Below are 25,113 nucleotides of genomic sequence, written 5' to 3' on the forward strand. Positions count from 1 at the left end.
GGGGTTTTAGGGTTATGGGAAAGGGCATCGATTCAGCGTTCTGCGGAGGTGCCGGGGATTGTGTTATCGAGTAAAAGAGCAAGAAACGCGCCAACGGCCATTCCAGAACTCCCGATCGTCGAGAGGATAGCAGCAAACCATTGGAAAGAAGAGGGGAAAAGTCCCTGAATTAATTCGGTGTTGGGGCCCACGTATTCGGGCAAGGAAAGCCCGGCGAAAAGGGCGAAGCCGATGATGAAGAGATTGCGGGGAGAGTTGAGATCGACGAATTGTAAGTTGGAGAGGCCGACCCCGGTCACCATTGCAAACATCACACAATACATTCCGCCCACAATGGGACTGGGGATGGACGTAAAGAGCGCGCCGAACTTTCCGAACACTGCGAGCACCAGCATGAGAAGGGAGGCGGCCTGAATCACCCTCCGGCTTCCCACGCGGGTGAGCCCGATAGCACCGATGTTTTCCGAATAGGAAGTGGTCCCGTTGCCGGTGCCAAAGATGCCCGCGATGAAGCATCCGATCCCCTCGAAGCCGATCCCGCGATTGACGGTCTTGGCGTCGGGAGGCGGAGCATGGGACATCCGGGCGGCGGCGTAATAGTCGCCCGTAGACTCGATCATACTCGCGATGTAGCCAGCCAGCATGCCAACAATGGCAGCGGCACCGAAGGCCGGCATCCCCCACTGGAAAGGGGTGGGGACGTGTATCCAGGGAGCATCTTTAACGGTTTCGAAGCTGACGTAGGCGGGGTGTCCTTTTTCAAAAAAACCGGTCCAAGTGCAAAGCGTGGCCACCGCCCAAGCGATTAGCAGCCCCAGCAAAATGGGGAAGAGGTTGATGAGTCGGTGGGTGGAACGGAGGTATTGGCTGAAGAGGATCAGAAGGAGAATCGTCAAGCCTCCAATGCCCCAGTGTTGGCCTGCCAACGGCGCTCCGAACTTGAAGAGGGCGAGTCCAATGAGGGCGATGGTGGGGGCAATGGTGACCGGAGTGATGAACTTGAGGACCTTTCCCATCAATCCGCTGAACCCAATAATCATTTCGAAAAAGGAGCCTGCGATGACGGCGCCCTGCACATGCTGCATCCGCATTTCAAAACCCGCTTCGGCCAGCGAGGCCATCCCGCAGATTGCGATCGCGGGTCCGAGAAAGGAGAAGGTGCCTCCCTGAATAATGGGGAGCCGGCAGCCGAAGGTGGACTGCAGGAAGGTGCAAATTCCACTCACCAGAAACATCGTGCTGATCAGAATCGCCAATTCCGCATTGGAGGCCCCAAGGTGGGATTGCAGCAAAAGGGGAATGGCCACCGTCGACCCGAACATGGTCAGGTAGTGCTGGAACCCCAGGAGGAGGGAGGTGCCCAGAGGTGGCTTGTCGTCAATGGTGTAGAGCATAAACGGTCGGAATAGCAGATTCAGAGCCAATCTTGATCGGGGGGATCCCTCACAAAAAAACGCCGGGGCTGAAGAAGCCCCGGCGTTGAGAGTTTAAGAGTGGTCGGATGCTTCCGGCCGACTAGTTGGGAGTAACTTCGAAGATTTGGTAGAAGGCTTTCGCCACTGGTTCTGTATCAACGAAGGTGTGGGTAGCGCCGCCTGAGAAGACATCTCCGACATCGATCCAGTCAGTTCCATCCAAGAGCAGGCTCCGCCTCATTTGATAGCTATCGTTTGGTGCCAGACCACTTACTTCCACATTGAAGCCGCCCAGTTCATCGAAGTCAGTAGCGGTGATTTCGACGTCTGCAATCACCGGGGGGTCGATAGGAGTGACATCGTTGGCGATGAGGTATTCCAGTGAGTTGCCGTTGTAGAAGAGAGTGGCGACTTCGTTCACCGACAGGGCCCGTTTCCACACGGCGGCATCATCGATGTTCCCGTTCCAGGTCCGGAAGGCTCCAGCGAGATCCGCTGCGGTGTCCGGGTTCCCGCCAATCAACAGAGGATGAGGCGAATCGGTGAGGCTGGGGAGGTTGTCGGTTCGGGTCTCCACCAGAACGCCATCAACCCACAAGCTCTGGGATACCCCCGCAGTTGTTACCGCGACCACATGGTGCCAGTTGCCATCATTCACGGGATGGGCATTTGCCAGTTCGTTGGTGGATGGGACGTCAGCCGCTCCTCCGGCATAGGAGACTCCGTTCGAGTCGTCGCGTCGGGCCATTCGCCAGTTGCTACCTTCTCCTTTTGGAGATGATGGCCTGCCAGGCTTGGTCGAAGCTCTCGACTTGGATCCAAAGCGAGACGGTGAGGTCTCCGCCAACGCTGTCGAATTTGTTCTCATCTCCGGTGACTTCAATTCGTTGTTCGCTGGCTTTATCCAGATCAATACTTTGCCCGAATTGCCCGGTCGCGTAGGTCTCTGTGGTGTCGATTCCTCTCATGATGCCGTCCGCGCTGGGGGCGGTGCTATCGGTCAGGTCGTTGTCAAACTGCCAGTAGCCACAGAGGTCGCGCAGCCAATTGGTCGGGATGCTTTCAGAGTTCAGAGGATCGGTCGCCGAAGTCACCTCGGTTCCATCGTTGAACCCGTCTCCGTCCGTGTCGGGGTTGTTTGGATCGGTAACGGAACCATTTGTGGCGGCAACTTCATCACCGTCGGAGAGGCCGTCACCATCGGAATCCGGGTTGCACCAGTCAGTGATCTCTCCTGGAGTTCCGGAGCTGGAGCCTTCCACCCAAGGATTGGCTGTTCCGGAGGTTTCCTGAGAATTGGTAAGGCCGTCGTTGTCAAAGTCATCGTCAAGATTGTCGTTGCCGCCCTTGTTGTACTCATCCAAGTCACCGACTCCGTCGTCATCACTATCGGGATCGTCATCAGAGGTGCCGAATTCATCTTCCAGAATGGCCACCAGTCCGTCGCGGTCATTGTCCTCCTGATCCTTGATAAAGGAGAGGGGAGCAGAGCTGAGTTGCGCGGCTTCGACCGGGGTCAATGCGCGGTGCCAGAAGGCCACATCATCGATTTCTCCTGCAAAGAGATTCCCGAAAATGGCTGGGTCGGCATTGTTGTGACGTGCCCCGAAGGTGAGCCAATAGTTGTCAGCTGCTCCAACATCGCCCGTCTCGAAGTCACCGGTGACGGTGAAGGCCAAGACTCCGTCCACGTAGAGCTTTCGCTCTCCTGTCTGACCGTTCCAAGTTCCCAGGTAATGCTTCCAGGCGGGTTGCCCGAGGCCCGATGTATCAGTGCCGCGAGGGTCAATCGCCCCGGCAGTCTGATGAAGGGTGAAGGTCGCGTTGTTTGTACTATCCGCCCTTCGAATCTGGAATCCTTCATTGGCTTCTCCTTTTTTAGATACAAAAGGATTCCACCGATCAGGCCAGCCCTTGGCCCAGACGGAAACGGAGAATTCATCGCCAATGGCGGCATCGAAGGTGTCGACGTAGGGCTCCTCGGGAGTTCCCGCCACACTGTTGGAGCCTTTGACGTAGACCCCGTAGCTGACTCCTTCTGCCACTGTATTAAGAGAGCCTCCAAAGTCAGCGCTGACTCCGTTGTCCGCGACAGTAGGGCCAACCCCGAATTCCGGAGCAAAGCCGTCGGTGGTGGCTGCATCGTGTGTTCCGACGGGATGCGCTTCGGAGGTTTCGGTCAGGTCGCCTTCGAATTCCCAATAACCCACCAGACCGGCGGTAATTGGGGGGACCGAATCCGGGTCGGTCGGGTCGAAGCCCCCAGCCAACTCCGTTGCGTCGGAGAAGCTGTCTCCATCGGTATCGGAGTTGTTGGGATCGGTTACAAATCCGTTGGAGGCGGAAAGCTCGTCGCCATCGTTAACCCCGTCGCCGTCTGAATCTGGATCATTCCAATCGGTCGTTTCCCCGGGAGTGGTGCCGGTATTTAGGCCAGAAACGAAAGGGTTCGCGGAACCAGTGGTTTCCTGGAGGTTGGTGAGTCCATCCATATCGATGTCGTCATCGACGGTTCCATTGCCACCCTTGGTGAATTCTTCAAAATCGGTGACGCCATCGCCATCAGTATCTGTGAGGCCCGGGTTTGTTCCGAAGGTGCTCTCCTGGGAGTCAAAGAGACCGTCGCCGTCAGAGTCGGTCTCGGTCAAAATGTCGGCGAGGGGAGCTTGTCCGAGTTGAAAGGCTTCCTGGCTGCTGAGTTCACGATTCCAAATCGCGACGTCGTCAATCGCTCCGGAGAAGAAGTTTTGGAAAACAGCAGGATCGGCGTTGTTGTGACGCATTCCAAAGGTCAGCCAATAGTTGATGGCATTGCCCGGGCCATCGCCCGCGTTATCGCCGGTTTGCGTCTGGACGGTGTCCTCAACGCCGTTGATATAGAGTCGTCGCTCCCCAGTGGTTGCATTCCAGGTTGCTGCATAGTGGGTCCAGACTGGCTGACCGGTCGCCACATCGATAGCTCCTTGTGGATCGTCGACCCCATCGGTGCCTCGCAGAGTGAAGGTCGCGTTGGAGGTAGAATCCCGTCTGCGGACCTGATAACCTTCTTCGGTTTCCCCGCGTTTTGCGACAAAGGGAGACCATCGGGCAGGCAAGCCCTGGGCCCAGAAAGAAATGGAGAGAGCGCCGTCAACCCCGTCGTCGAAGGTATTGACGTAGCCCACTTGGCCAGCATTGGTTCCGTTGACGATGACTCCGTTGGAGCCATCAAGAGTGATGCCTTGGCCGAAGGAAGCCATAGGACCGGCGCCGTAAGCAATCGTTCCAACTGCGGTGCCGTCGTGGGTGCCGGCAGTGTGGGAGCCGGAGCTTTCAACGAGGTCGTTCTCGAATTGCCAGTAGCCTATGAGGTCGGTGTCGTATTGAGCTTCGAGGCTCAGCGGGAGAAACCCGCTTGAAGCAAGCCAAAGAAGCGATAGTGGATTTTTTTCATGGTTTAACTGATCGTCGGATTTCGCAAATTGCCGCATTGGGGGAGACCCTGTTGTTAGGTTTTGCTCCCGGCGCGAATCATTTGGTCATCTAGCGATCCTTTAATTCATATAGAGTTTATCCCTTGTGGGCTACCATAGATTGCCCCGAAGGTAGCTGGAACTCCCCAAAGGCTTGATGATTTTCATCAGGGACACTTTTTGCGCGCATTTTGAAGGCCCCTTCGGAGGAGGTTTCTACCTGGAGAGGAGGCGAACAAGTCGATGAGTTTCAAAAATAAGTTGGGCAGTTCTGTTGAGTTGAATCGGGGTCTCGTGTCTAGGTTCGGCAAGTTTCACTGCATGGGCTCTTAGAGTGAGAATTGCGCAGAATGATGTGAGCGCCGCTGAGAGAGCGAAGCCACGCTTAGCCGGAAATCGAGTGACAAAAAAAAACTCAGGGCGAAAGGCCCTGAGTGATGGGTCTGGCGCAAGGGCCAGAGAAAGGTTCTGCTCGCGGCAGAGCGGATTAGACCAGCATGAGAGCGGGGTTCTCGATGAGCTTTTTCATCTCAGCGAGGAACTGGGCTCCGACGGCTCCATCCACCACGCGGTGGTCGCAGGAGAGGCCGAGGTTGAGGCGCAGGCCGGGCTTGATTTCGTCTCCGACAACCACGGGCTTCTTCACGATGTTGCCAACGGAAAGGATGATGGCCTGGGGTGGGTTGACGATGGCGTCGAAGGAATCGATGCCATAGGAGCCCAAGTTGGAGATGGTCACGGTGCCGCCATCGAACTCGTCGGGACGCAGCTTCTTGTCGCGGGAGCGAGCGGCGATGTCCTTGATCTCGCGGGAAATCTGCAAGAGAGACTTGGTCTCGGCATTTTTCACCACGGGAGTCACCAGACCGTCATCTACTGCTACCGCGACGGAAACGCCGACGGATGCGTATTGAACGATGTGGTCGCCGGCGAAGGAAGCGTTCACTTGGGGAACGGCCACCGAGGCATTGATGAGCGCCTTCACGATGAAATCGTTGATGGTGTATTTGTTGCCTGTAGTCTTCTCGGCCTGCTCGTTGATTTGCTTGCGCAAGCTCATCAACGGGGCGGCGTCTACCTCGACGTGGAGGTAGAAGTGTGGGATGGTCACCTTGGAGGTCAGGAGACGGTCGGCGATGATTTTCCGCATGGTGGACAGCTCGATGCGCTGGTCTTCGCCAGAGGCTGCAGCCGGGACGATGGCCTTGGCGGCTGGTGCGGCTGCGGCGGCGGGAGCAGAAGAGCTCGCGGCTGGCTTGGCGCTGCCGCTGCCGGCTGCTTCCACGTCTTTTTTGACAATGCGTCCGGAGGGACCGCTGCCGGTGAGGGTGGTGAGGTCCACGCCCTTTTCCTCCGCAATCTTGCGGGCGAGGGGAGAGACACGCAGGCGGCTGCCATCCGAAGAGGCCGGGGCGGCTGGCGCAGGAGCTTGAGCTGGAGAGGAGGCAGCGGGAGCAGGAGAAGCCTCCTTCTTTTCCTCGGCTGGGGCCGGAGTTTCCGCAGGCTTGGATGAGCTGCCGGAGTCGGAAACGTCTTCGCCTTCGTCACCGAGAATGCCAATTACGGCTCCCACGGCGGCTTTTTCGCCTTCCTGGACCATAATCTTGCTGAGAATGCCTTCGTCAAAAACTTCCATCGCCATAGTGGCCTTATCGGTCTCGATTTCAGCGATTTCGTCGCCGATTTCGACCGCATCGCCTTCTTTTTTGAGCCAGCGAAGGATGGTTCCCTCCGTCATCGTGTCGGAGAGCTTGGGCATTTCGAGTTCAGAAGCCATGTGTTCTTAAAGTAGTAGTTGGATTAAAGAAAAGGGCGGGATTGCGCGGGACCTGTAGCACCGACCTGCAAGAGAGTCTAGAAAGCAGTGACGAGAATCCAGACTAGAATTGACGAAATTCAGCTAAAGTGGCCTCGATCGCGGCCAAATGCCCCGCCACTCGGGCTTCCAACGGCTCGGCATTGGTTGGAGTTTCGAAGGTCAGGGAGAGCGGACAGCCCTTTTGGGAGAGGTAGAGGGCCTCGGGGAAGCCGCCTTCCAGCTCGGAAAATTCGGTCAAATCCGGTAAATTTTCGCGAAAAAACCAACCGTCGCCGCTGCTTTCGCGTCCATCGATGATGGGGCCGGGCTCGATGGACAGGTGGGGACGAACTTTCTCGAAAATCGCGTCGCGCACGCTCGGATGTCCCGCGAGCTGAATCTCGTAGAAGTAAAAGCCGGTGGCATCATAGTCCTCATGCAGAGAAATGAAGAGGTCGGGCACTGGTTGGTCGTCCAGCCAGGCGCGGTGAGCTGCGGTTTTAGGGGAGGCAAAGAGCTGGTAATCACGATTTAAGTCCCGTCCGCTGGCATCCTCGCGCGTCCCCAATGTCAGGCCGCTTGGATTGAGGCAGGGGGTGAGAAGCCAATGAAAGTCTGTGGAAGGACCGCTTTCCAAAAAGGCGAGAGATGCCAGAGGGCCCGCGGGCTCGTCTCCATGGATTCCAGAGGACAGAAGTACCACCGGACCGTCGCCTTCACGGGAAAAGGCTGGGATTTCCGGTCCAATTAGCTCCTTCCTGAATCCCCGGTCCGAGGCCATGGCGGCAGTTCGGGCGAGGTAGTCTTGCAGGTTGAGTGGCATGGGGTCAGTTAGACCGGAGAGGGGCTTTGGTAAAGGCTTCCAAGAAACGAAAAGGCGGGATGAAAGAGCACTGTTGAGAGTGCGCTTTCCGCCCGCTTTTCATTGTCCGAGGTTCTCGGCTCAGCTCTTCTTGTTTGCGCGCTGCGCGGGCTCATCGGCCATGAAGAGGGCGCGGAAGATTCCGCTGAGAGTGACTTCTTCATCGTGGCGAATGCGTCCGATCTCCTCGGGTGAAAGCTCGACCCCGTTGCTTTTCTGCGAGTTCGCGGGGGCGGATTCTTCCAGTTCGGTGGTCGCTTCCGCAATTTGGCGGCCATCGGCTGCTGCCGTTCTCAAGTGACCCCGCACTTCCGAGAGACTCTCATGGAGGTCGGAGATGCTCGTTCCCAGCGCGTCGAGTTGCCGGTTGATTTCGGGGTCTTTGGAGTTCACCAGATCCCGCAAGTTCAGGCATTCCAGATCGAGCTCTCGCTCTACTTTGCGCAGCCGACTTTCGAGGGTCTCCAAGGAGGCTCCCACTTCGTCGCTGAGTTCGTTGGCCAAGGTGTTAAGTTGATTACTCATAGCGGCGCAAGGTAGGTCTGTTCCTGAAACTTGCGAATGGTTTTTGAATGCTTTAGGCAGGCTTGGCTTCGAGATCGAACTTGATAATCACTTCTTTACGAATGAGATCATCCTTCTTGCCGGCATAGTTGATGCCGAAGTCATTTCGGTTGATATCGAATTCCGCAGATACCTTGATGAGCTCATCGCTGGCATCGACAGTCGTGGGAAAGGTGATGTTCTTGGTGACACCATGGAGAGTCAGATTTCCTGAAACTTCGTAGGAGGAGTCGCTCTTTTTCTCGAAGCTGGTGACTTCAAAATCGGACTCGGGGAAAGTCGCAACGTCGAAGAAATCGGGTGCCTTGAGGTGTTCGGTGAGTTTGTCGGCATCGCTCCAAGTGGAGTTCATATCGATGGTGAATTCCCCGGCGACTGGTTCGCCCTCCTTGAGGATGAAGTTGCCATCAAAGGTCTTAAATCCGCCTTCGTGACTGCCTGTCACCTTCGAGCCAACGAAGCTGATGCTGGAATTGTCGGTGAATTCATAAACCGAGCCCCCCTCGACAGCCGATACTTCGGCGGCTTCGCCAACCTTGGCATCGACTGTCTCGTCGGCCGGATTCTTGCAGGATGTGAGAACAAGAAGGGATAACGAGGGGAGGATCAGAAGTGTGTTTGTGAGTTTCATATTCTATTTTGTTGAATTGAGTTGTTAGTTTTTAATGAGAGTGAGCCAAGACTCGCGCTTGGTCCAGAGAACGAAAGCTGCGAGTGCCGAGAAGAGAACCACTGGAGGAGCGAAGACTGCCCCACCGCCGGCAATGAAGATATTGTAAGCAAGAATGTTCACGATGATCGGACCCAAAATCAGAAGACCTATGTTTCGGGTTTTCGGAATCGCAACAAGAATTCCACCGAGAAGCTCCAAAATCTTCACGAAGGAGAGAAATCCAGTAGCATAAATTGCGCCAAAAAAGAGGGCGGGAGGTGAGCCCTCTGCCGGCGGATCGCCCATGGGAATGAAGTTGAGGAAGTGGTTGAGGCCAAAGACGATGAAGCCGAGTCCGAGGAGGCCAGCAGCGATATGGGATGCGTATTTCATAGAATGTTATCTTGGAGTTTAGGAGACAGCGAAGAGCAGGAACTCACTGTCTGCGGATGAGTGAATGGGAAGGATGGGGCCAAAAGAGGCTCCGTCTCCCTCGGTGAGAGTCTCGCCCGCGACTTTTATTTCTCCCTTAATGAGATGAAGATAGTGATGGCTGAAGGCGCTTTCCGGGGTCATATCGGTATCTGGGTCCAGATTGCCGAAGTAAATTTCAGCATGCTGGCGGATGGCAAAGGAGGAGCCCTTCCCCGAGGGGGAGGCTAGGAGAGCGAGGCCATTCGCTTGTCGCAAGGGCTTGGTGTCAAAGTCCGAGTAGCGGGGCTGACCTCCCGGTGCGGTTGGGGTGAGCCAGATTTGCAAGAGATGGACAGGGTCTTTTGCCGAGGGATTGAACTCCGAATGTTCCACTCCGTCGCCGGCCGACATATATTGGAACTCCCCAGCCGTGATGATCCGGCCGTTCCCCATGGAGTCCTTGTGCTCCAGTTTTCCCGAAATGACGTAGGTGAAAATCTCCATCGAAGAGTGGGGGTGGGTGCCGAAACCTTTCCCGGGAGCAATGATGTCGTCATTGATGACCCGCAAGCTGCGAAAGCCCATCTGGGCAGGGTTGTAGTGTTCGCCGAATGAGAAGGTGTGCCAGGAATCCAGCCAGTCGAAATCGGAGTGGAATCGGTCCCCGGACCGTCTAACGGTGATTTGGGGTCGTGCCTCAGTTTGCATAGGAAATAGTTAGCGCACTTCGCCAGAATGGGCCAATGCCACTTGGGTGGTCTAAGTATTACTTAAAAGCATGGTTGAATCTGCCTTAAAAACAGAGTAGAGGCCTATCAATGGATACGAGAAAGTTGCGTTACTTTGTGGAAGTCGCGGAGAGAGAAAACATCTCCGAGGCTGCCCGGGTCCTCAACGTGACTCAACCGGCCCTGAGCCGTCAGGTGCGGGCCTTCGAGGAGGAGATGGGGTGGGAGCTTCTGGTCCGCAGTGGAAAGGCCATCTCGTTGACCCGGGCCGGTGAGGTGGTCATGAGGGAAGGGCGTCGTATTCTGCGGTCGGTGGAAGCAGGGGAGGAGAGGATGCGGCGAGAGGTGGAAGGTGCCGAGCTGCGAATCGGTTTCGCCCCCAGCTTGGCAGGAGGAATCATCGAGAAGGCAATGGCGGTCTTTTGCCAGTTGCACCCGTCGGTCTCTATCCGTTTGCAAGACTCCACAACCGAGGAGATGTGGCAGGGGGTGCGCTCGGGGACTTTGGATCTGATTGTTGAAGTGGCTACTGGGGATCAAGATCTCCATTGGGAGACCCTGCAGCGGAGGGAGATTCGAGTCGCGGTGCCAAAAGGGCATCGCTTGGAAAGAAGGCGTAAGATTCGGGCTGAGGACCTTGACGGAGAGCGCCTGCTGCTGCTCTCCCGGGTGGACTATCCAAACTACTGGAGAAAGGTCACCGAGTTCTTTGCCGAGCATTCGGTCAACGCCAAGGTTGCTGGCGAGTTCGATGGAATTTCGAGCCTGAGCATGGGGCTCAATGCCGGGATGGGGTTGGCCTTCGTAGCAGTGGGCTCGGTGTTACCCAAGCAAGTGAAAGTACTCAAACTCGATCCGGAGCCAGAGCCAATTTGTGTGGCGGTGGGGTGGCTGGCGAAACGAAAGCTGGAAGGGTGGGAGGAAGTGTTTGTGAACGAGTTGAAGCGCGTGGCGGTGGGGTAGCTTCGCGAGGTGATTCCCTGGTTCAGGGTTTACCTCCTTTCATTCGTTAGAAAATAGTCACTTGGATTCGAATTGATGAATAAATTTTTCATCTTTAGCCCCCATTTGGGGTATTGGAAATCAGAGGGAGATTGCCCCATGCTCTTTTTCGAGGCATGGTCGGTTTGTAAAATCGTTGTTCTGCTTCGTAGACCCTGCCCCCTTTCTTTAAAACTTGTATGAATCACGCAAACTCTCTTGCTGCTCCCCAATCTGCTGTCAGATGGGGACGCAATCTGTTCTCTCTTCTTGCAGCCCTAGGAATCTCCAGTGCCTCTGTGTTGGCCGACTGGAAGCCCGTGGATGAAACCCTCTTAACCGAATGGGGGCGAGATCTCCAGCCGGAGGAGGTGTGGCAGGAGTATCCACGTCCGCAGATGAAGCGCGAAGGTTGGAGCAATCTCAACGGGCTTTGGTCGTATGCCATCACCGGGCGGGATGTCAGCCAACCGCAGCAATGGGATGGCGAGATCCTTGTGCCCTTCGCTCCCGAAGCCAAGCTCTCCGGGGTCGGTCGTCTGTTGGAACCGGAGCAAGCTCTCTGGTATCGCCGGTCTTTCGAGTCGAAGGGAAAGGAGCGCACGATTCTGCATTTCGAGGCCGTTGACTATCAGGCCACTGTCTGGGTCAATGGAGTCGAGGTGGGAAGTCACACTGGTGGCCATACTCCTTTTTCTTTCGACATCAGTATGGCGTTGAAGAAGGGTGAGAATGATATTCTTGTGCGGGTTTTTGACGCCACCGAAGGTTTTCAACTTCATGGTAAGCAAAAGTTGGCCCCGGGAGGGATCTGGTACACCCGGGTCAGCGGCATTTGGCAGACAGTTTGGTTGGAGGAAGTGCCCCTGCGATATATTCGGGATCTGGACTACACCTGCGACATTTTTGCAGGCACCCTGACTGTTTCGGCCAAGCTCACCGGACCAGAGCACCCTAATGAAAAGATTAGAGTCACCGCCTTGTTCGATGGAGAAGAAGTGCGAAGCGAGACTGGAGTGGATCAAGTTACCCTGACTCTACCCGATGCCCGGCTGTGGTCGCCGGAGGAGCCAAATCTCTATCAGTTGAAAGTTGAACTTTTGGGAGAAGGAGGACAACTGCTCGATGAGGTGGCGTCCTATGCCGCTCTGCGGCAGTTTGGCAAAAAGCGTGATTCGGCTGGCAACTTGCGCTTCACCCTCAATGAAAAGCCCATCTTCCATTGGGGACCATTGGACCAGGGTTGGTGGCCGGATGGCTTGTTGACTCCTCCCTCCGATGCCGCGATGAGATCGGATATCGATTATTTGAAGGCGGCAGGGTTCAATATGATTCGCAAGCACATCAAGGTCGAGCCACGCCGCTACTACGCCTATTGTGACCAAGTGGGAATGTTAATGTGGCAGGACCATGTGAGCCAGGGCTATGGTCCGCAGACTGAACCCCAGGGCTCGAATCCGCGTTGGAGCCGCCTGGCACCCAATCCCGAGGAAGGAAACTGGCCGTCAGATGCCCATGAGCAATTCGTGACGGAATACAAGCGCATGGTGGACCACCTTCGGGACCATCCATGTATCGCGGTCTGGGTGCCTTTCAATGAAGCCTGGGGGCAACACCAGACATTGGAAGTGGGGGAGATGGCTGTGGCCTATGACTCTACCCGGGCCATTAACATTGCGAGTGGAGGAAACTTTTGGGAGATCGGGGATATCGCGGATGAACATGCCTATCCGGATCCCGCTTTTCCTCTGGGCGACAGTAGTTTTAACGACTTTGTCAAAGTTGTGGGTGAGTTCGGTGGGCACGGCTGGCCTGTTGAGGGACATCTTTGGAAAAAAGACAGCCGCAATTGGGGCTATGGCGGGCTGCCGAAGGACTTGGACGAATGGAAGAAGAGATATGAGGACTCCATCTCCAAGCTGATCTATCTGCGCAAGCGCGGAGTGTCGGCGGGAGTCTATACGCAGACTTCCGACGTGGAGGTCGAAATCAACGGCCTCCTCACCTACGACCGCCTGCCCAAAGTGGACTCGGCCTGGTTGAAGGAGCAATCTGATCGTTTGCTCAGCACTCCCGATATCGTCAAAGTCGAGGTGCTGACTCCGACCTCGCAGGAGGAAGCGCAGTCCTGGCACTATCGCACTGACGCTCCGAGCGAAGGTTGGGAGTTAGCGGACTTTGATGATTCGGATTGGAAAGTGGGAGAGGGCGGCTTCGGCACCCGCGAGACACCAATGACCCATGTGCGGACCAAATGGGATGATACTGAGATTTGGCTGCGAAGAAAGTTTGAACTAGCCTCTGAACCTAAAGGGAAAGTATTGCTGAGGCTCTTCCATGACGAAGACGCGGAAATCTACCTCAATGGTATTTTGGTTGGAAAGGTGGCGGGCTACGCGACTGGCTACCTCGATATTCCTTTGCTGGATGAGTCGGCCTTGAAGGTCGGAGAGAATGTTCTCGCAGTGCACTGCCGGCAGACCTATGGCGGGCAGTATATCGATGTGGGGTTGGTCGATGAGATAGCCCAGTAAACCGATCTCTTAAACGAATGCGCCGGCTGGGGAGACCTGGCCGGCGTTTTTATTGACCACGTTTTCGCTACGAGGATCAGACTGCTCTTCGTAAGTCAGTCGGCCTTCAAAAATTGTCTACTTCGGCATACAACGAATGAGCTTTTGGAAGTCAGCCGAAGAGAGAAAATCGAACAGTGACGCTCTTCTGTTTATTAGGTGAAACTGATTGTTATTTCTCACCGAGGTGTGAAGCGCTGAACGCCCCTGTTGGGGGGGTGTTCCTCCGATCCCATTAAGGGAAGATGGAATACGACTACTGGTTCCAAATTTGGGCCAGTGGTTTTGATCAAGTTCAAGCTACGGCAAGCATGTTCATGATGATCCGGCACAAGAGGCGTTGGCTTCTGTGCTCGACTCGTCGTGGTGCTGCTTGAATGAGGTTCAACTACCTAAAAACTAGAAATGAAAATCCCATACTCAACTACGACAACCAGAGGTCTGACGGCAGCGATCCTGTTTTCGACTTCCAGTGGCCTCATGGCCCAAGACCCCGAGCACAGGTGGTCTTTCAATGGTGATCTGGCCAATAGCGGAACGGCCGTTGGTCCCGATGCCATCATCGTCGACCCCGACCTCGTGGCCGACACCCAAGTCAACGGAGGGGGAGCGGTGGACTTCGTCACCAACGCGGGAGAGGTCCGCCTTTGGGGAGGAAATAAGCCCAATGCATCCTACATTGACTTGGGAAGTTATCTCGTGGGGGGAACCACCGAGGCTAGAACGATCGAGATCTGGGCGACTCACCACGAGGCGAGAGCGTGGTCACGGATCTTTGACTTTGGCGGAGGTAATGAATCCGGCAGCGGGGCGGGAACGGACTATCTGATGTTCTCCTGGACCAGGGGAACCAATCTCAATGAGAACCGCCTGGAGATTCACGAAAGCAATGGAGCGAGCTCCCCCGATCCGGTCAATCCCTACGGCGGTCCTTTCACTTTGGGAACACAGTTTCACATCGTGATTGTAGTGGAGCCGGGTGCGGGTGCGGGGGGGACAACTCGCTTCACCTGGTATACGGAAGACAGCAGCAGCGGGGATCTTGTGACCACGGGGAGTAACGACGGTTCATTCACCACCGGTCTTGATCTTTTAAGTTTGGATGATTCGTATTGTTGGCTGGGGCGTGCCCAATGGGATGATCAGGTTGCCAATGCGAGCTATGATGAGGTCCGCGTATTCGAGCGTGCGGTTCCCTTGAGCGAGCTGGAATCCTATCACGATCTCGGGCCAGATTCCGTATCCCATATTGATGGGGATTCCGATGGCCTTCCCCGTTGGTGGGAAGAGGAGCACGGGCTGGATGATGCCGATGATGGCAGCACCATCTCCGCCAATGGTCCTGCTGGCAATCCGGACGGAGACTCTGCGGACAACTTGGCCGAATACACCGCGAGAACCGATCCCAACAACCCACTTTCCAATCCGAATGACTCTGATGCCGATGGGCTGGATGACAGTTGGGAGAACGACTTCTTTGGAGGACTCGGATTTTCTGCCACGGATGACCCGGACCGTGACTTTAATAACAATGAGATGGAGGAAACCAATTTTACCGATCCACTCGATGGGGCTTCCTTTGCTGACACTGACTCCGATGGTCTGAATGACGGATGGGAATTGAGATTCTTCGGCGATTTGAGTCAGACTGCCAACGCGGATACGGACGGCGACTTTTTCACCAATGCCCAAGAGCAAGACCTCTTCACAGACCCCAATGACGGCACATGGTCACCAGCGAAAACACCACTATTGCACCGGTGGGACTTCAACGGGAGTCTTACCGATTTGGTCGGGTCCTCGGATGCAACGATCCTGGATCCGGACGGCAATCCTACTACCGGAGGAGCTGGTGACCTGACCAGCAATGTTGGAGAAGTCACCCTCGCGGGTGGCAATAAGGAGGAGTCTTCCTACGTGCTTCTCGGGAACAATTTGATCGGAGGTCGTGATACTGCGATTTCGGTAGAACTGTGGGCGACTCAGACGGAGGTCCGGGGTTGGTCGCGTATTTTTGATTTCGGCTCAGGAACACAGGACTATTTGCTTTCTTCCTGGGTTCGGAATAGCGATTTGAACACGGCTCGCACGGAGTTCAAGGTAGCTGGAGCGTCTGCGTTGATTGATTTGAATGAGGCTGGAGGAGTTTATCCTCTGGGTTCGGAACATCACATGTTGGTAACGCTTGACCGTCTCGCTGGCGGAGGAGAACTCCGGGATTCGGTGCTGAACACCTACAGTGCCCTCTCTTCCGGAGATGCCGATTTGGGGTTGCCGAAGGGCTCATCGGTTAGCCCTCTTGATTTGGTTGACCTCAATGACGCGGTCAACATGTTGGGCAGGTCCCAGTTCGGGGATGCAACCGCGAGTGCGCGCTACAATGAAGTTCGCATCTACAAAGGTTCGCCCTGTGAAGTGGTTCGTGAAGTGTTGCACGATCAGGGGCCGGATTCTCCGACTCCTGTTGATGCGGACGGCGACTGTATGCCGGATGCGTGGGAAGTTGCGATCGGATTGAGTCCGACGGATGACGGTTCGACCAACGCGGCCCAAGAGGGTGCACTGGGTGATTACGATTCTGACGGTTCTAACAATATCACCGAGATGGTCTTGAATTCGGATCCTACCGACAGTGCCTCGACACCGGCAGATATTGATGCGGACGGTCTGGACGATGTTTGGGAACAGGAAAACTTTGGCAATCTCGAACAGGACGGGGCGGGTGATCCCGACGAAGACTGTGATACCAATCTGGTGGAGTTCAATGCGTCCACCGACCCTAACAACCGATTCGACTTTAGCGATATTGATTTCGACGGCTTGCCTGATTCCTGGGAGGTCAAATATTATGGGGACACGTTGACCAGTGATGGATCGTTGGACAATGACGAAGGGGTTGGCGATGACTTGGAGGACTACGATGAGTATGGCTATGGAACAAGGCCTGATCTGGTGGATACAGACGGGGACGGACTGAATGATGGCGCGGAAGTGAATGACTACTTCTCCGATCCTCTTTTGGCTGACTCCGATGGCGACGGCCTCACGGATGGCGAAGAAGTGAATCATCCGACCTTCCCCAGCGACCCTACTCTAGCCGATACCGACTTCGACGGTCAGGGAGATCGGTTTGAGCTCGAGAATGGTTCCAACCCTGACGATGGAACTGACTTGGCGAATGTGGAGTATCACTGGCTGGCCAGTGAATTGAATGATGGAGTGGTGACTACTTGGCTGGATACCAATCAAGGATTGGCTGCGATTGCGCCTGCCGTCGGGGTCAATGATCCGGAAAAGGACGCCGCTGGGGTCTTGTTGGATGGAGATGACTTCTTCGAGATAACGGCCGCAAACAATCCTGTGCTCGGGATGAACAAGTGGACCGCAACGGTGGTCTTTCAGGCCAATGGAGCGGTTGGCGAAGGAGGCTCTGACAACGGAGGAGAGTGGTGGAGGAATGCGGCGTTGGTCGGGTCTGAGCAAGGTGGGGCAGTCGGTGACTGGTCGTTGAGCTTGGGCGCGGATCATCTCGCGGCAATCGGCACCAATGATAGTACGACCTTGGACTACGTGGCGGGCGGGGCTCTCAATGACAATCAGGTTCACATCATGACCGGAGTCTGGGATGCAACGACAGCAACCCAGCGGTTCTACGTGGATTGCGTTCTTGTTGAAGAGAATACCGCGCACGCCTTCCATAGCCCAGCCGTGACCGGAGGCATCAACTTCGGAGCCAACTTCGGAGGAGGGAGCTACTATACGGGTCGTATCTCCGAAGTGATTCTGAATACGGATGTCACTTCGGAGGCAGATGTGCTAGCCCTGCATTCCCTGTATGTGAGCAAGTCTGCGCCACTGTCGATCTCCCGGATTCTGCTTGAAGGCACGGATGTCACCCTCACAGGATCCAATCTGGAGGTTGGAGCGAGCTATCATGTGGAATCGGCGACCTCGGCCGGTCTATCGGCTAACTCCTTCGCCCCGGTGACTGGCAGCGAGTTTGTAGCCGGCGACACCACGGACGAAGCCCCGGTCGTTTCCACGGGAGGCGCGAGCAAACTCTTCTTCCGCTTGGTGGAAGGAACCGTGCCGGAGCAAAACTAGAAAGACTGTTAGAGAATAAAGTTGGCCGGGTGGCGCTTCCGCAGGCGTGTCACCCGGCCTTCTTGTGTCCAGGGATCTGTTCGCTTTCGGGAGGGCTGGTATTTGGTCTTTCTACCAAAATCAGGAATTTTTCACCCCCATTTGGGGTGTTGGCGTTTGAAATCCTCGGCTTCTATCCTCCTCCTCACCTTGGGACCGCAAAGGTTCTCAATAAAACCCTGTAAACAACTCAATCACATGCCCAACCCTTGGACCGGAAAAGGAAATCCCTATACCAGAGACGAAGTTAGAGCCCGCCTGAAAGCCACAATCGACCGCAACGAAGCGATTATCGCCGCGGGGGCAGGAACCGGGATTAGCGCAAAGTTCATCGAAAAAGGAGGGGCGGACTTGCTCATCGTCTACAACTCGGGGCGCTTTCGCATGGCGGGGCATGGTTCTACCGCCGGTTTGATGGCTTATGGCGATGCCAATGCGGTGGCAATGGAGATTGGTGAATATGAGGTTTTACCGGTGGTGGAAGAGATTCCGGTAATCTGCGGAGTTCACGCCACCGATCCCCGTCGTCGCATGTGGCATTGGCTGCAGAAGGTGAAAGCGATGGGATTCTCGGGGGTGAATAACTTTCCGACCCATTGCATCATCGACGGGCACTTCCGGGGAGTGTTGGAAGAAACGGGAATGAGCTTTGACAAGGAAGTGGAGATGGTCGCGCTGGCTGCCAAGATGGATCTCTTCAGCGTAGTCTATGTTGCAACTGCAGAGGAGGCTGCCGCGATGGCCAAGGTGGGGGCTGATGCCATCATTGCCCACGTGGGCACCACGGTCGGGGGCTCCATCGGGGTCACCGGAGCGGTTTGCTCCATGGAAGATGCGGCGGCAAGATGCCAGTCGATCTTCGAAGGGGCGCGGGCTGTGAACAAGGATGTCTTTCTTCTTTCCCATGGTGGTCCCATCAATACACCCGACGATGCAACTCACATCAATCAGCTGACTGACGCCCAAGGCTTCGTGGGAGCTTCCAGCTTGGAGCGGATGGGGGTCGAGGAATCTCTCACGAGTCTGACCCGCAAGTTCAAATCGATTCCGACCAAGTAAGGCTATCGGCTTTGATCAAATGGAAAATGTTGCCTGAGAAACACCTGATGGCTAAGCAGAAAGAAACGAAAGTCGTGAGGGCTTCCGAGGCGCAATTGGAAGAGGTAGGCAGCAAGAAGCACTACTGGTATTCCAAGCCCGGGATGACCGATACGGAGCGGCTTAATTACGTGCGGGTGACCCTTCCGCCGGGCGAAGGGCACGACTTCCACTATCATCCGATGGAAGAGGTTTTGCATATATTGGCTGGTTCGGCAGAGCAGTGGGTGGGTGAGGAAAAGTATCTCCTGGGACCGGGTGACGCGCTTCATCTGCCCAAGGGAGAAATTCATGCCACCTTCAATTGTGGAGACGATTTGTTAGAGTTCATCGCGGTGTTAGTTCCTGACCGGGTTGACTACGAGGGTGAGATGACCATTGAGGTTGGAGCAGAGGAGCCTTGGTGCTCAATCCGGGACCAGGCATGAGCACAATAGCGGTTCTGGGAACCCTGGATACAAAAGGGGAGGAGCACGCCTATGTGGCGGAGTGTATTCGCAAGCGAGGCCATGACGCCCTCCTCATTGATGTGGGCAGTCTGGGTGAGCCCCAGATTGCGCCCGACATCACCCGGGATGAGGTGGCCGCAGCAGGAGGGGTCGACTTGACGGAGCTTTCTGCAAAGAATGACCGGGGAGCTTCGGTCGCCGCGATGTCGAGGAGTGCTCCTCACCTTCTGCTCGATCTGCTAAAATCCGGTCGCATTAGCGGGGTGATTTCCTTGGGCGGAGGAGGGGGGACGAGTATTGCCACCGGCGCGATGAGGGCTCTGCCCATTGGCTTTCCCAAGGTGATGGTTTCGACTCTGGCGGCTGGCAATGTGGAACCCTATGTGGGCACGAAGGACATTGTGATGATTCCCAGTGTCGTGGATGTGGCGGGCCTGAATCGAATTTCCCGTAAAGTGTTCACGCAGGCCGCAGGAGCCGTCTGCGGAATGGTGGAAGCCGATATTGAAGAGGGAGAAGGCAGGCCGATCATTGTGGCCAGCCAATTCGGGAACACAACTGCCTGTGTGGATGAAGCCCGTCGCATTCTGGAGGAGCGAGGATTTGAGGTTCTGGTCTTTCACGCGACTGGCGCGGGAGGCCGTTCGATGGAGTCTATCATTGAATCGGGCTTGGTCGCCGGGGTCCTCGATATCACGACCACCGAGTGGGCGGACGAGGTCCTGGGTGGGATGTTGAGTGCTGGACCCGACCGGTTGGGTGCAGCGGCTCGTTTGGGAGTTCCTGCCATCATTTCGCCAGGTTGCCTTGATATGGCAAACTTCGCATCCTTGGAGAGTCTTCCTTCGCGAATGAAAGGCCGCTTGCTCTATGAGCACAATCCGAACGCGACGCTCGTGCGCACCAGTCCTGAGGAGGGAGTGGTGATCGGGCAGCGTATTGCTGCTCGGCTCAATGAGTCGACTGGCCCAGTCACGGTTCTTCTTCCGACCCGTGCCATCAGCGTCATTGGTGCCAAAGGTCAGCCTTTCCACGATCCTGCCGCAGACCAGGCCCTTTTCAAGGCTTTGCGGGAGAATCTACGGGCCGATATCGTGGTGAAGGAGCTGGACCTTGAGATCAATGATCCGGTATTCGCGGCATCTTGTGTGGAGGCGCTGCTAGAGAATATGGGGAAGGCCTGAGCCCGCCCCTTCCGCCATTGGACGCTACGCTACTGAAGGTTATCGCGCTTGGCTTGGCGCCAGAGATCGGCGAGCTCTTTCAGAGACTTGCCGGTCCAATGTTCCCACAATTGGACCTGATAGCGGCCCTCGCGCGCGCTGGCATTTAATTTTTCGAGCAGGTTCTCATCATGTTCCCGGGTGACCCAGTCGATGAAGTTGGCCGAGACCCGATAGCTGGCATCGTGGCGGGCTGAATCGATATTTCTTTCGGTAATGAGTGCGCCTTTCTTTTCTGGTTCGTAGATGAACCAGCGCACGTAGTCGGCGAGTCCCTCGGTAATCCAGCCTGGGGTCGGTTTGGCTTCCGGATTGCGCCGGGCGAGACCAAAGTTCTGGATGACGTGGACGAGTTCATGAATCACGCACCCCTTGGCTTCGCCTTCTAGTTGGGCTTTGAAAAAAGGGATGCTCATTGAGATTCGATTTCCCATCGCGTAGGCGGGTGGTCCTCCGAGGTCTGGCTTGAACTCGAGGAAGACCTCGGTGGGAGCGGTGTATCCCTTGCTAGGCATCAAATCGACCATTTTGGGATACCATTCGATGATGACGGGTTTCAGCTCCTGACGCACCCAAGAGGTGAGTTCGGGTGCTTGTCGGGAGTCGACTACGTAGCGGTATTTTTCATCATCGGGAATGATGACGGTGACGTCCTTTTGCTCGTCTGCAAAGAGAGTGGCCGCAGAGCAAAGGAGGAGGAGGCAGGTGGCGAGAAATTGGAGCGAATTCATGTGTTTTTAAATCGAGAGGGGGTGACTTCAAGCCACCCCCGGAGGAAAGATGTTCCAGTGAGACTAGAGCCGTTTGACCCGAATGTTGCGGTAGTAGATTGTGCTGCCGGGGTCGTGGGCTTGCAGGGCGAAGGTGCCTTCCGAAAGCTTGCGGGTGAAGGGGCTGCTTGCTTCCGCCCCTTTGGGTTCGATGTATTGCAAGATGACTTTACCATCGATTTTGATGGTGACCGAATTATTGACTACGATGATCTCCTGAAGCCACCATTTGTTGTCTTCCGTGGAAGGGCGGGCGATATTGACCACGTCGTAGAGGCTGCCGGTCTTTTTCCAGTCACCATGACTGACGTTGACTTGGTTCTCAAACCCGGCACGGGGCCAGTCGGATTCTTGATACTGGGTATGAAAATAGATTCCCCCGTTGGAACCTTCCTTGGTCATCACTTCGACCTTGAGGTGAAAGTTTCTAAAAGGTTCACCGTCGCCTTCGTAGAAGAGGTGAGCCCTCGGTCCAGCGGCGACAAAGGCACCGTCTTCGATCTTCCAGGTGTCGGGGTTTTCCGCTGTCTTTTTCCAACCTTCAAAGGTCTTCCCGTCCATGAGGGACGCGAAGCCCTCTTCGGGATCGGCGGCATGCAAGATATTGGCTGCGAGGCAGATGGCGGCTGCTTTGGTTAGTAGCTTTGGGGTGGTCATGATTTCAATTGAGTTGAGTTTTTCGAAGATTACTTGGCTGCATTTTTCAATTCGGAGACTGTCCAAGGATTGAATTTACGAGCTTCGGTTTCCGGTCGAAGCGCTTTCACTTGCTCAGGGCTAATGGGCTGTTCCTTGAGGCCTCCGAAGGCAAAGCGAACGTAGCTGGCCACCGAGGCCAGTTCCTCGTCGGAGGCATGGCTGTGTCCGGGCATGGCACTGTTGTACTGGACTCCAGCGACCTCGACGGGTCCCATGAGACCACCCAGCATGATGCGCAACAGGGTGTCTGGATTGCTCCGGACCCATGAAGAATTCAAGAGGGGAGGAAAGGTGTCGGCGACGCCTTTGCCATCGGCTTGGTGGCATTCGATGCAACTCTTGAGATAGGCTTCCCTCCCTGGGACAAGGGCCTTGGGAAGCTCTGCCAGAGACTTTGTTCCGGTTGGATTATTGTTTAGAATCGCCTCATAGCGTTCCTTGATAGCGGGGGAGGAGTCCCGTAGTAGTGAGACTAAAACGGGCCTGTTCGGGCTGGCTGCAATTCGGGCTGTGATGGCCTCCAGCTCTTTGCTAAGCCAAGGCTGAGAAGAGGCTTCCGAAGCAAAGGCGATTGTTAGAAGGGTGGAGCCCTGCTTACGCATGGCAAGGACGGCTGCTTGGCGGAGGGTTTTGTCGGAGGCAAATTCTCCCTTCACCTTTTGCCAGATTGCGCGCGCTAGAGGCTCATTGGCGGGGGCCTGGGCCGCAATTGTTAGAAGGTGGCGGAGTTCGCTCAGAGACTTAGCTTTTTCCAAAAGAATAGGGAGGCGCGCGACCAGCTCGGGATGACTCGGATCGAGGGCGCGGGCTGCTTGCAAGCGAATCGCAGAACTGGGGCTGTCGAGTCCTTTGGCAAGGGCTTCTGTTAGACCCAGGCCTTGTAGGGTGCCAATTGCGTGGTAGGCCCCCAGAGGCTGATCGGAGCCGGCTGTGTTCTCCGACGAAGTAATGAGCTTGAGAAGAGCTGCCTCTTGATCGAACGCGTTCTTCTCCACAAGAAGCCGTTGGGCCTGAAGCCGGATGTGCTGTGACGGCGAGTTGAGGGCTTCGACTAACGAGGCGACATTGGTGGGGTCGAGCTGGACCTCTTTGCGCAAATTCTCCGAGCGCGGGACGATTCGCCAGATGCGTCCATGGCTTCGATCGCGCAGGGGGGTGACGTAGGCGTTTCCTTTGCCAGGTTTCTGGTCGCCGACGTGATAAGGGCTGTGGGGATGGTCGTAGTCGCGGGCGGGATTCCAATAGCGGAACACCACGTTGTGCTGCACGATGGGATTGTACCAATCGGCAATCCAGATTGCGCCGTCCGGACCGGATCGCGCAGCGACGGGAGCCGACCATGCGTCGGCGCTGGCGTAGAGGTTCTGTGCTCTTAGGTTGATGCTCTTGAGGGAACCCCGGTTCCGGATGGGTCCCATGGCCACGAGGTGTCCAGTCGGCGCGCAGATGAAGGCCGAGTCGTCGGCGATGATTCCTTTGAAAAAGCGGTCATTGTAGAGCATGTGGCCTGCCGCAGCGGTGTAGCGGTCAAGTTGGTCGACCTGAGTGATGTCGCGGGTGTTGGGGTAGAATGGTGGCTTGTCATCAAGGCGGGGGGTGCGCGGTTGCTCGAGGCCGCTCTTGGTGAAGGCTCTTTCTGGAATGGAAAGTATCCAGGAAGGATTGTTGTTCGCGGTGGAGCCAACGACCTCCCCATCGTTGGTGAAGCCGAGCCCCCAGGTGTTGTTAGTGGTTCGCTGAAGGTGCTCGAGCTCGCTGAGGTCTTGCCTGAACCGAAAGACGCCGGGGCCGAACTCATGCCTTCTCCCATTCAAGGTGATATCAACTCCGCTGTATCCGACGGTGGCGTAGATCCAGTTGTCCATCCCGTAGAGAAAGTGGGAGGTCGAGGCGTGGGTGTCCCAGATCCTCAATCCGCCGGCGAGCACTTTGCGTGTATCGGCTTGATCGTCTCCGTCCTCATCCTTGAGGAATATGATGTCCTCACCATCAGTGACGACGACCCCTCCTTGATGAAAAACGGAAGTCGTGCAGTGCCGGAGTCCATCGGCAAAGACTGTCACTTTGTCGGCCCTGCCATCGCCATTGCTGTCTTCCAGAATCTTGATGCGATCTTTTCCGCTTCCTGGCTCAAGAGGGACATCGTTGGGGTATCCGAAGCTTTCGACCACCCAGGCGCGTCCCCGATGATCCCAGTCGATAGCGATCGGATTGATGACCATGGGTTCGGAGGCAAAAAGCACGAGTTCGGTGCCGGCTGGAACCTGCGCATGTTTGGCGCTGTCGGCGGGGGAGAGTGGCTTTTGTAGAGGCATCATCGGGATTTCGGGGTGCGCCCGGCCGGGAACTTCCGGCACCTCGATTTCCAGAGCGGGTAGTTTGAGGGTCGAGAACTCTGCCGCTCGCCCTTCCCCCACTGCCCATAGGATGCCGCGTTCTACCAGTTCTTGGTAGGCCTGTTGTGTCCACACCCTCAGGTCGTGGCCGGAGGCGGTGTAGAAAACCCGGCCTTCACCTTCGGAGCGGGTCCACGTCCAAGGTTCGGGAGCGGTTTCACCCTGGTTGATTGGATCGCGTTTTTGGAGAATGTTCAAGTCACTACCCAAGCTCTGGTGCACATAGGTTTCATCCCATGCGGTGAGTTTCGGGAGCTCTTGGGTGATTGGATGATTGGGATTGGTCGTGCGCGGGCTGAACACGTGGCCTTCATGGCTTTTGAAGCGGCCACCCACGAGGGCGAACCAGTCCGGAGACGGGTGAAAGCAACCGCAGGCGCTATGGAGCGCAACGAGCCCGCCTCCATCCTTGACCCAAGGAATGACGGTTTCAGGTAAAGTATCACTCTCGTGATTTGCATATACGATGAGGGCGTCATGGAGATCGAGACGCTCGCGGGTGAGGTCTGCGAGATCTTCCATGTAGGTGAGGTTGTAGCCTTTCGGAGCGAGGGCTTGCTTGAGCACGCGGAACCGTTCGATGGGATTGTGTCCTCGATTGTCTCCTAGAAAGAGAACCTCCAAGCGCTTGGGGTCAGAGGTTTGCGAAGAGGCTAGACTCGCTAGCAGGAAGAAAGACAGAAGGCTTAAGAGAGTGCGGCTCATTGGATGGTATTCTAAACGTCGAAGTTAGGGGGTTGTTTCGTGAATGCGAACAACACGAATGGGGGGGAGAAAATCAGGGTAATTGCCATCTCCCACGATCTTTGAAATCGGATGAGCAGGGAAAGTGAAGAGTTCAGGCCTACAAATGGTATGATTGGGAGCCTTGGCTCTCTACCCGTTCGGGGGGGAGG

At 55.9% G+C, this 25,113-nt stretch carries 18 protein-coding genes; 6 read left to right on the forward strand and 12 right to left on the reverse strand.

From position 1 onward, the window contains the following. Window positions 1-32: 32 nt before the first annotated feature. The 9 genes from IE099_RS07800 to IE099_RS07840 form a co-directional block, all read right to left on the reverse strand. Window positions 33-1,394, reverse strand: coding sequence for a uracil-xanthine permease family protein (locus IE099_RS07800; RefSeq protein WP_189569268.1), 1,362 nt, complete (start codon window positions 1,392-1,394; stop codon window positions 33-35). Between the two features lie 121 nt (window positions 1,395-1,515). Then, a complete protein-coding gene (locus tag IE099_RS07805; RefSeq protein WP_189569272.1) occupies window positions 1,516-2,163 on the reverse strand; it encodes a LamG domain-containing protein in 648 nt (215 codons plus the stop codon). A gap of 10 nt (window positions 2,164-2,173) precedes the next feature. Further along, window positions 2,174-4,885, reverse strand: a complete 2,712-nt coding sequence (locus IE099_RS07810) for a LamG domain-containing protein (RefSeq protein ID WP_189569275.1) — start codon at window positions 4,883-4,885, stop codon at window positions 2,174-2,176. 469 nt (window positions 4,886-5,354) lie between these two features. Then, on the reverse strand, window positions 5,355-6,644 hold the full coding sequence (locus tag IE099_RS07815) for a pyruvate dehydrogenase complex dihydrolipoamide acetyltransferase (protein WP_189569278.1): 1,290 nt from the start codon (window positions 6,642-6,644) through the stop codon (window positions 5,355-5,357). Window positions 6,645-6,747: 103 nt separating this feature from the next. After that, the gene (locus IE099_RS07820) at window positions 6,748-7,488 is read right to left on the reverse strand and encodes a M14 family metallopeptidase (RefSeq protein ID WP_189569281.1); all 741 of its coding nucleotides are present in this window, start codon (window positions 7,486-7,488) and stop codon (window positions 6,748-6,750) included. A gap of 120 nt (window positions 7,489-7,608) precedes the next feature. After that, entirely contained in the window at window positions 7,609-8,052 is a 444-nt protein-coding gene (locus IE099_RS07825; RefSeq protein ID WP_189569284.1) for a hypothetical protein, read from the reverse strand. A gap of 52 nt (window positions 8,053-8,104) precedes the next feature. Next, window positions 8,105-8,722 (reverse strand): YceI family protein, encoded by a 618-nt coding sequence (locus tag IE099_RS07830; protein ID WP_189569287.1) that lies wholly within the window; start codon window positions 8,720-8,722, stop codon window positions 8,105-8,107. Window positions 8,723-8,746: 24 nt separating this feature from the next. Continuing rightward, on the reverse strand, window positions 8,747-9,136 hold the full coding sequence (locus IE099_RS07835; protein ID WP_189569290.1) for a hypothetical protein: 390 nt from the start codon (window positions 9,134-9,136) through the stop codon (window positions 8,747-8,749). Between the two features lie 18 nt (window positions 9,137-9,154). Further along, window positions 9,155-9,865, reverse strand: a complete 711-nt coding sequence (locus IE099_RS07840) for a pirin family protein (protein ID WP_189569293.1) — start codon at window positions 9,863-9,865, stop codon at window positions 9,155-9,157. 110 nt (window positions 9,866-9,975) lie between these two features. Between IE099_RS07840 and IE099_RS07845 the strand changes: the two genes are divergently transcribed. The 6 genes from IE099_RS07845 to IE099_RS07870 all read left to right on the forward strand — a co-directional run bounded on the left by IE099_RS07845 (window position 9,976) and on the right by IE099_RS07870 (window position 20,313). Further along, a complete protein-coding gene (locus tag IE099_RS07845; protein WP_189569294.1) occupies window positions 9,976-10,848 on the forward strand; it encodes a LysR family transcriptional regulator in 873 nt (290 codons plus the stop codon). 218 nt (window positions 10,849-11,066) lie between these two features. Further along, the gene (locus IE099_RS07850; RefSeq protein ID WP_189569297.1) at window positions 11,067-13,400 is read left to right on the forward strand and encodes a glycoside hydrolase family 2 protein; all 2,334 of its coding nucleotides are present in this window, start codon (window positions 11,067-11,069) and stop codon (window positions 13,398-13,400) included. A 444-nt stretch (window positions 13,401-13,844) separates the two neighbouring features. Next, window positions 13,845-17,543: a LamG-like jellyroll fold domain-containing protein gene (locus IE099_RS07855; RefSeq protein ID WP_189569300.1), complete on the forward strand. Its 3,699-nt coding sequence runs from the start codon at window positions 13,845-13,847 to the stop codon at window positions 17,541-17,543. A 237-nt stretch (window positions 17,544-17,780) separates the two neighbouring features. Beyond that, window positions 17,781-18,641 (forward strand): phosphoenolpyruvate hydrolase family protein, encoded by an 861-nt coding sequence (locus IE099_RS07860; protein WP_189569303.1) that lies wholly within the window; start codon window positions 17,781-17,783, stop codon window positions 18,639-18,641. A 47-nt stretch (window positions 18,642-18,688) separates the two neighbouring features. After that, window positions 18,689-19,108 carry a cupin domain-containing protein gene (locus IE099_RS07865; RefSeq protein WP_189569306.1) on the forward strand — a complete coding sequence of 140 codons (420 nt, stop codon included), beginning with the start codon at window positions 18,689-18,691 and terminating at the stop codon, window positions 19,106-19,108. After that, complete coding sequence (locus IE099_RS07870) at window positions 19,105-20,313, forward strand: Tm-1-like ATP-binding domain-containing protein (protein ID WP_189569308.1); 1,209 nt, start codon at window positions 19,105-19,107, stop codon at window positions 20,311-20,313. Before IE099_RS07865 ends, IE099_RS07870 begins: the two co-directional genes overlap by 4 nt. 29 nt (window positions 20,314-20,342) lie before the next feature. Here the strand turns inward: IE099_RS07870 and IE099_RS07875 are convergent, their stop codons facing one another. From IE099_RS07875 to IE099_RS07885, 3 genes are all read right to left on the reverse strand, one after another. Beyond that, window positions 20,343-21,083, reverse strand: coding sequence for a basic secretory protein-like protein (locus IE099_RS07875; RefSeq protein ID WP_189569311.1), 741 nt, complete (start codon window positions 21,081-21,083; stop codon window positions 20,343-20,345). 63 nt (window positions 21,084-21,146) lie between these two features. Then, window positions 21,147-21,779, reverse strand: coding sequence for a 3-keto-disaccharide hydrolase (locus tag IE099_RS07880; RefSeq protein WP_189569314.1), 633 nt, complete (start codon window positions 21,777-21,779; stop codon window positions 21,147-21,149). Between the two features lie 29 nt (window positions 21,780-21,808). Beyond that, the gene (locus tag IE099_RS07885; protein ID WP_189569317.1) at window positions 21,809-24,922 is read right to left on the reverse strand and encodes a PVC-type heme-binding CxxCH protein; all 3,114 of its coding nucleotides are present in this window, start codon (window positions 24,920-24,922) and stop codon (window positions 21,809-21,811) included. Window positions 24,923-25,113: the final 191 nt, after the last annotated feature.

The organism is Roseibacillus persicicus (genome assembly GCF_014651675.1).
GTDB classification, from domain to species: domain Bacteria; phylum Verrucomicrobiota; class Verrucomicrobiia; order Verrucomicrobiales; family Akkermansiaceae; genus Roseibacillus; species Roseibacillus persicicus.

What these genes read in the sequence shown, in the direction of transcription:
- IE099_RS07800 (WP_189569268.1), bottom strand. Translation starts at nt 1,394, where the DNA reads ATGCTCTACACCATTGACGACAAGCCACCTCTGGGCACCTCCCTCCTC.
- IE099_RS07805 (WP_189569272.1), bottom strand. Translation starts at nt 2,163, where the DNA reads ATGGCCCGACGCGACGACTCGAACGGAGTCTCCTATGCCGGAGGAGCG.
- IE099_RS07810 (WP_189569275.1), bottom strand. Translation starts at nt 4,885, where the DNA reads ATGCGGCAATTTGCGAAATCCGACGATCAGTTAAACCATGAAAAAAAT.
- IE099_RS07815 (WP_189569278.1), bottom strand. Translation starts at nt 6,644, where the DNA reads ATGGCTTCTGAACTCGAAATGCCCAAGCTCTCCGACACGATGACGGAG.
- IE099_RS07820 (WP_189569281.1), bottom strand. Translation starts at nt 7,488, where the DNA reads ATGCCACTCAACCTGCAAGACTACCTCGCCCGAACTGCCGCCATGGCC.
- IE099_RS07825 (WP_189569284.1), bottom strand. Translation starts at nt 8,052, where the DNA reads ATGAGTAATCAACTTAACACCTTGGCCAACGAACTCAGCGACGAAGTG.
- IE099_RS07830 (WP_189569287.1), bottom strand. Translation starts at nt 8,722, where the DNA reads ATGAAACTCACAAACACACTTCTGATCCTCCCCTCGTTATCCCTTCTT.
- IE099_RS07835 (WP_189569290.1), bottom strand. Translation starts at nt 9,136, where the DNA reads ATGAAATACGCATCCCATATCGCTGCTGGCCTCCTCGGACTCGGCTTC.
- IE099_RS07840 (WP_189569293.1), bottom strand. Translation starts at nt 9,865, where the DNA reads ATGCAAACTGAGGCACGACCCCAAATCACCGTTAGACGGTCCGGGGAC.
- IE099_RS07845 (WP_189569294.1), top strand. Translation starts at nt 9,976, where the DNA reads ATGGATACGAGAAAGTTGCGTTACTTTGTGGAAGTCGCGGAGAGAGAA.
- IE099_RS07850 (WP_189569297.1), top strand. Translation starts at nt 11,067, where the DNA reads ATGAATCACGCAAACTCTCTTGCTGCTCCCCAATCTGCTGTCAGATGG.
- IE099_RS07855 (WP_189569300.1), top strand. Translation starts at nt 13,845, where the DNA reads ATGAAAATCCCATACTCAACTACGACAACCAGAGGTCTGACGGCAGCG.
- IE099_RS07860 (WP_189569303.1), top strand. Translation starts at nt 17,781, where the DNA reads ATGCCCAACCCTTGGACCGGAAAAGGAAATCCCTATACCAGAGACGAA.
- IE099_RS07865 (WP_189569306.1), top strand. Translation starts at nt 18,689, where the DNA reads ATGGCTAAGCAGAAAGAAACGAAAGTCGTGAGGGCTTCCGAGGCGCAA.
- IE099_RS07870 (WP_189569308.1), top strand. Translation starts at nt 19,105, where the DNA reads ATGAGCACAATAGCGGTTCTGGGAACCCTGGATACAAAAGGGGAGGAG.
- IE099_RS07875 (WP_189569311.1), bottom strand. Translation starts at nt 21,083, where the DNA reads ATGAATTCGCTCCAATTTCTCGCCACCTGCCTCCTCCTCCTTTGCTCT.
- IE099_RS07880 (WP_189569314.1), bottom strand. Translation starts at nt 21,779, where the DNA reads ATGACCACCCCAAAGCTACTAACCAAAGCAGCCGCCATCTGCCTCGCA.
- IE099_RS07885 (WP_189569317.1), bottom strand. Translation starts at nt 24,922, where the DNA reads ATGAGCCGCACTCTCTTAAGCCTTCTGTCTTTCTTCCTGCTAGCGAGT.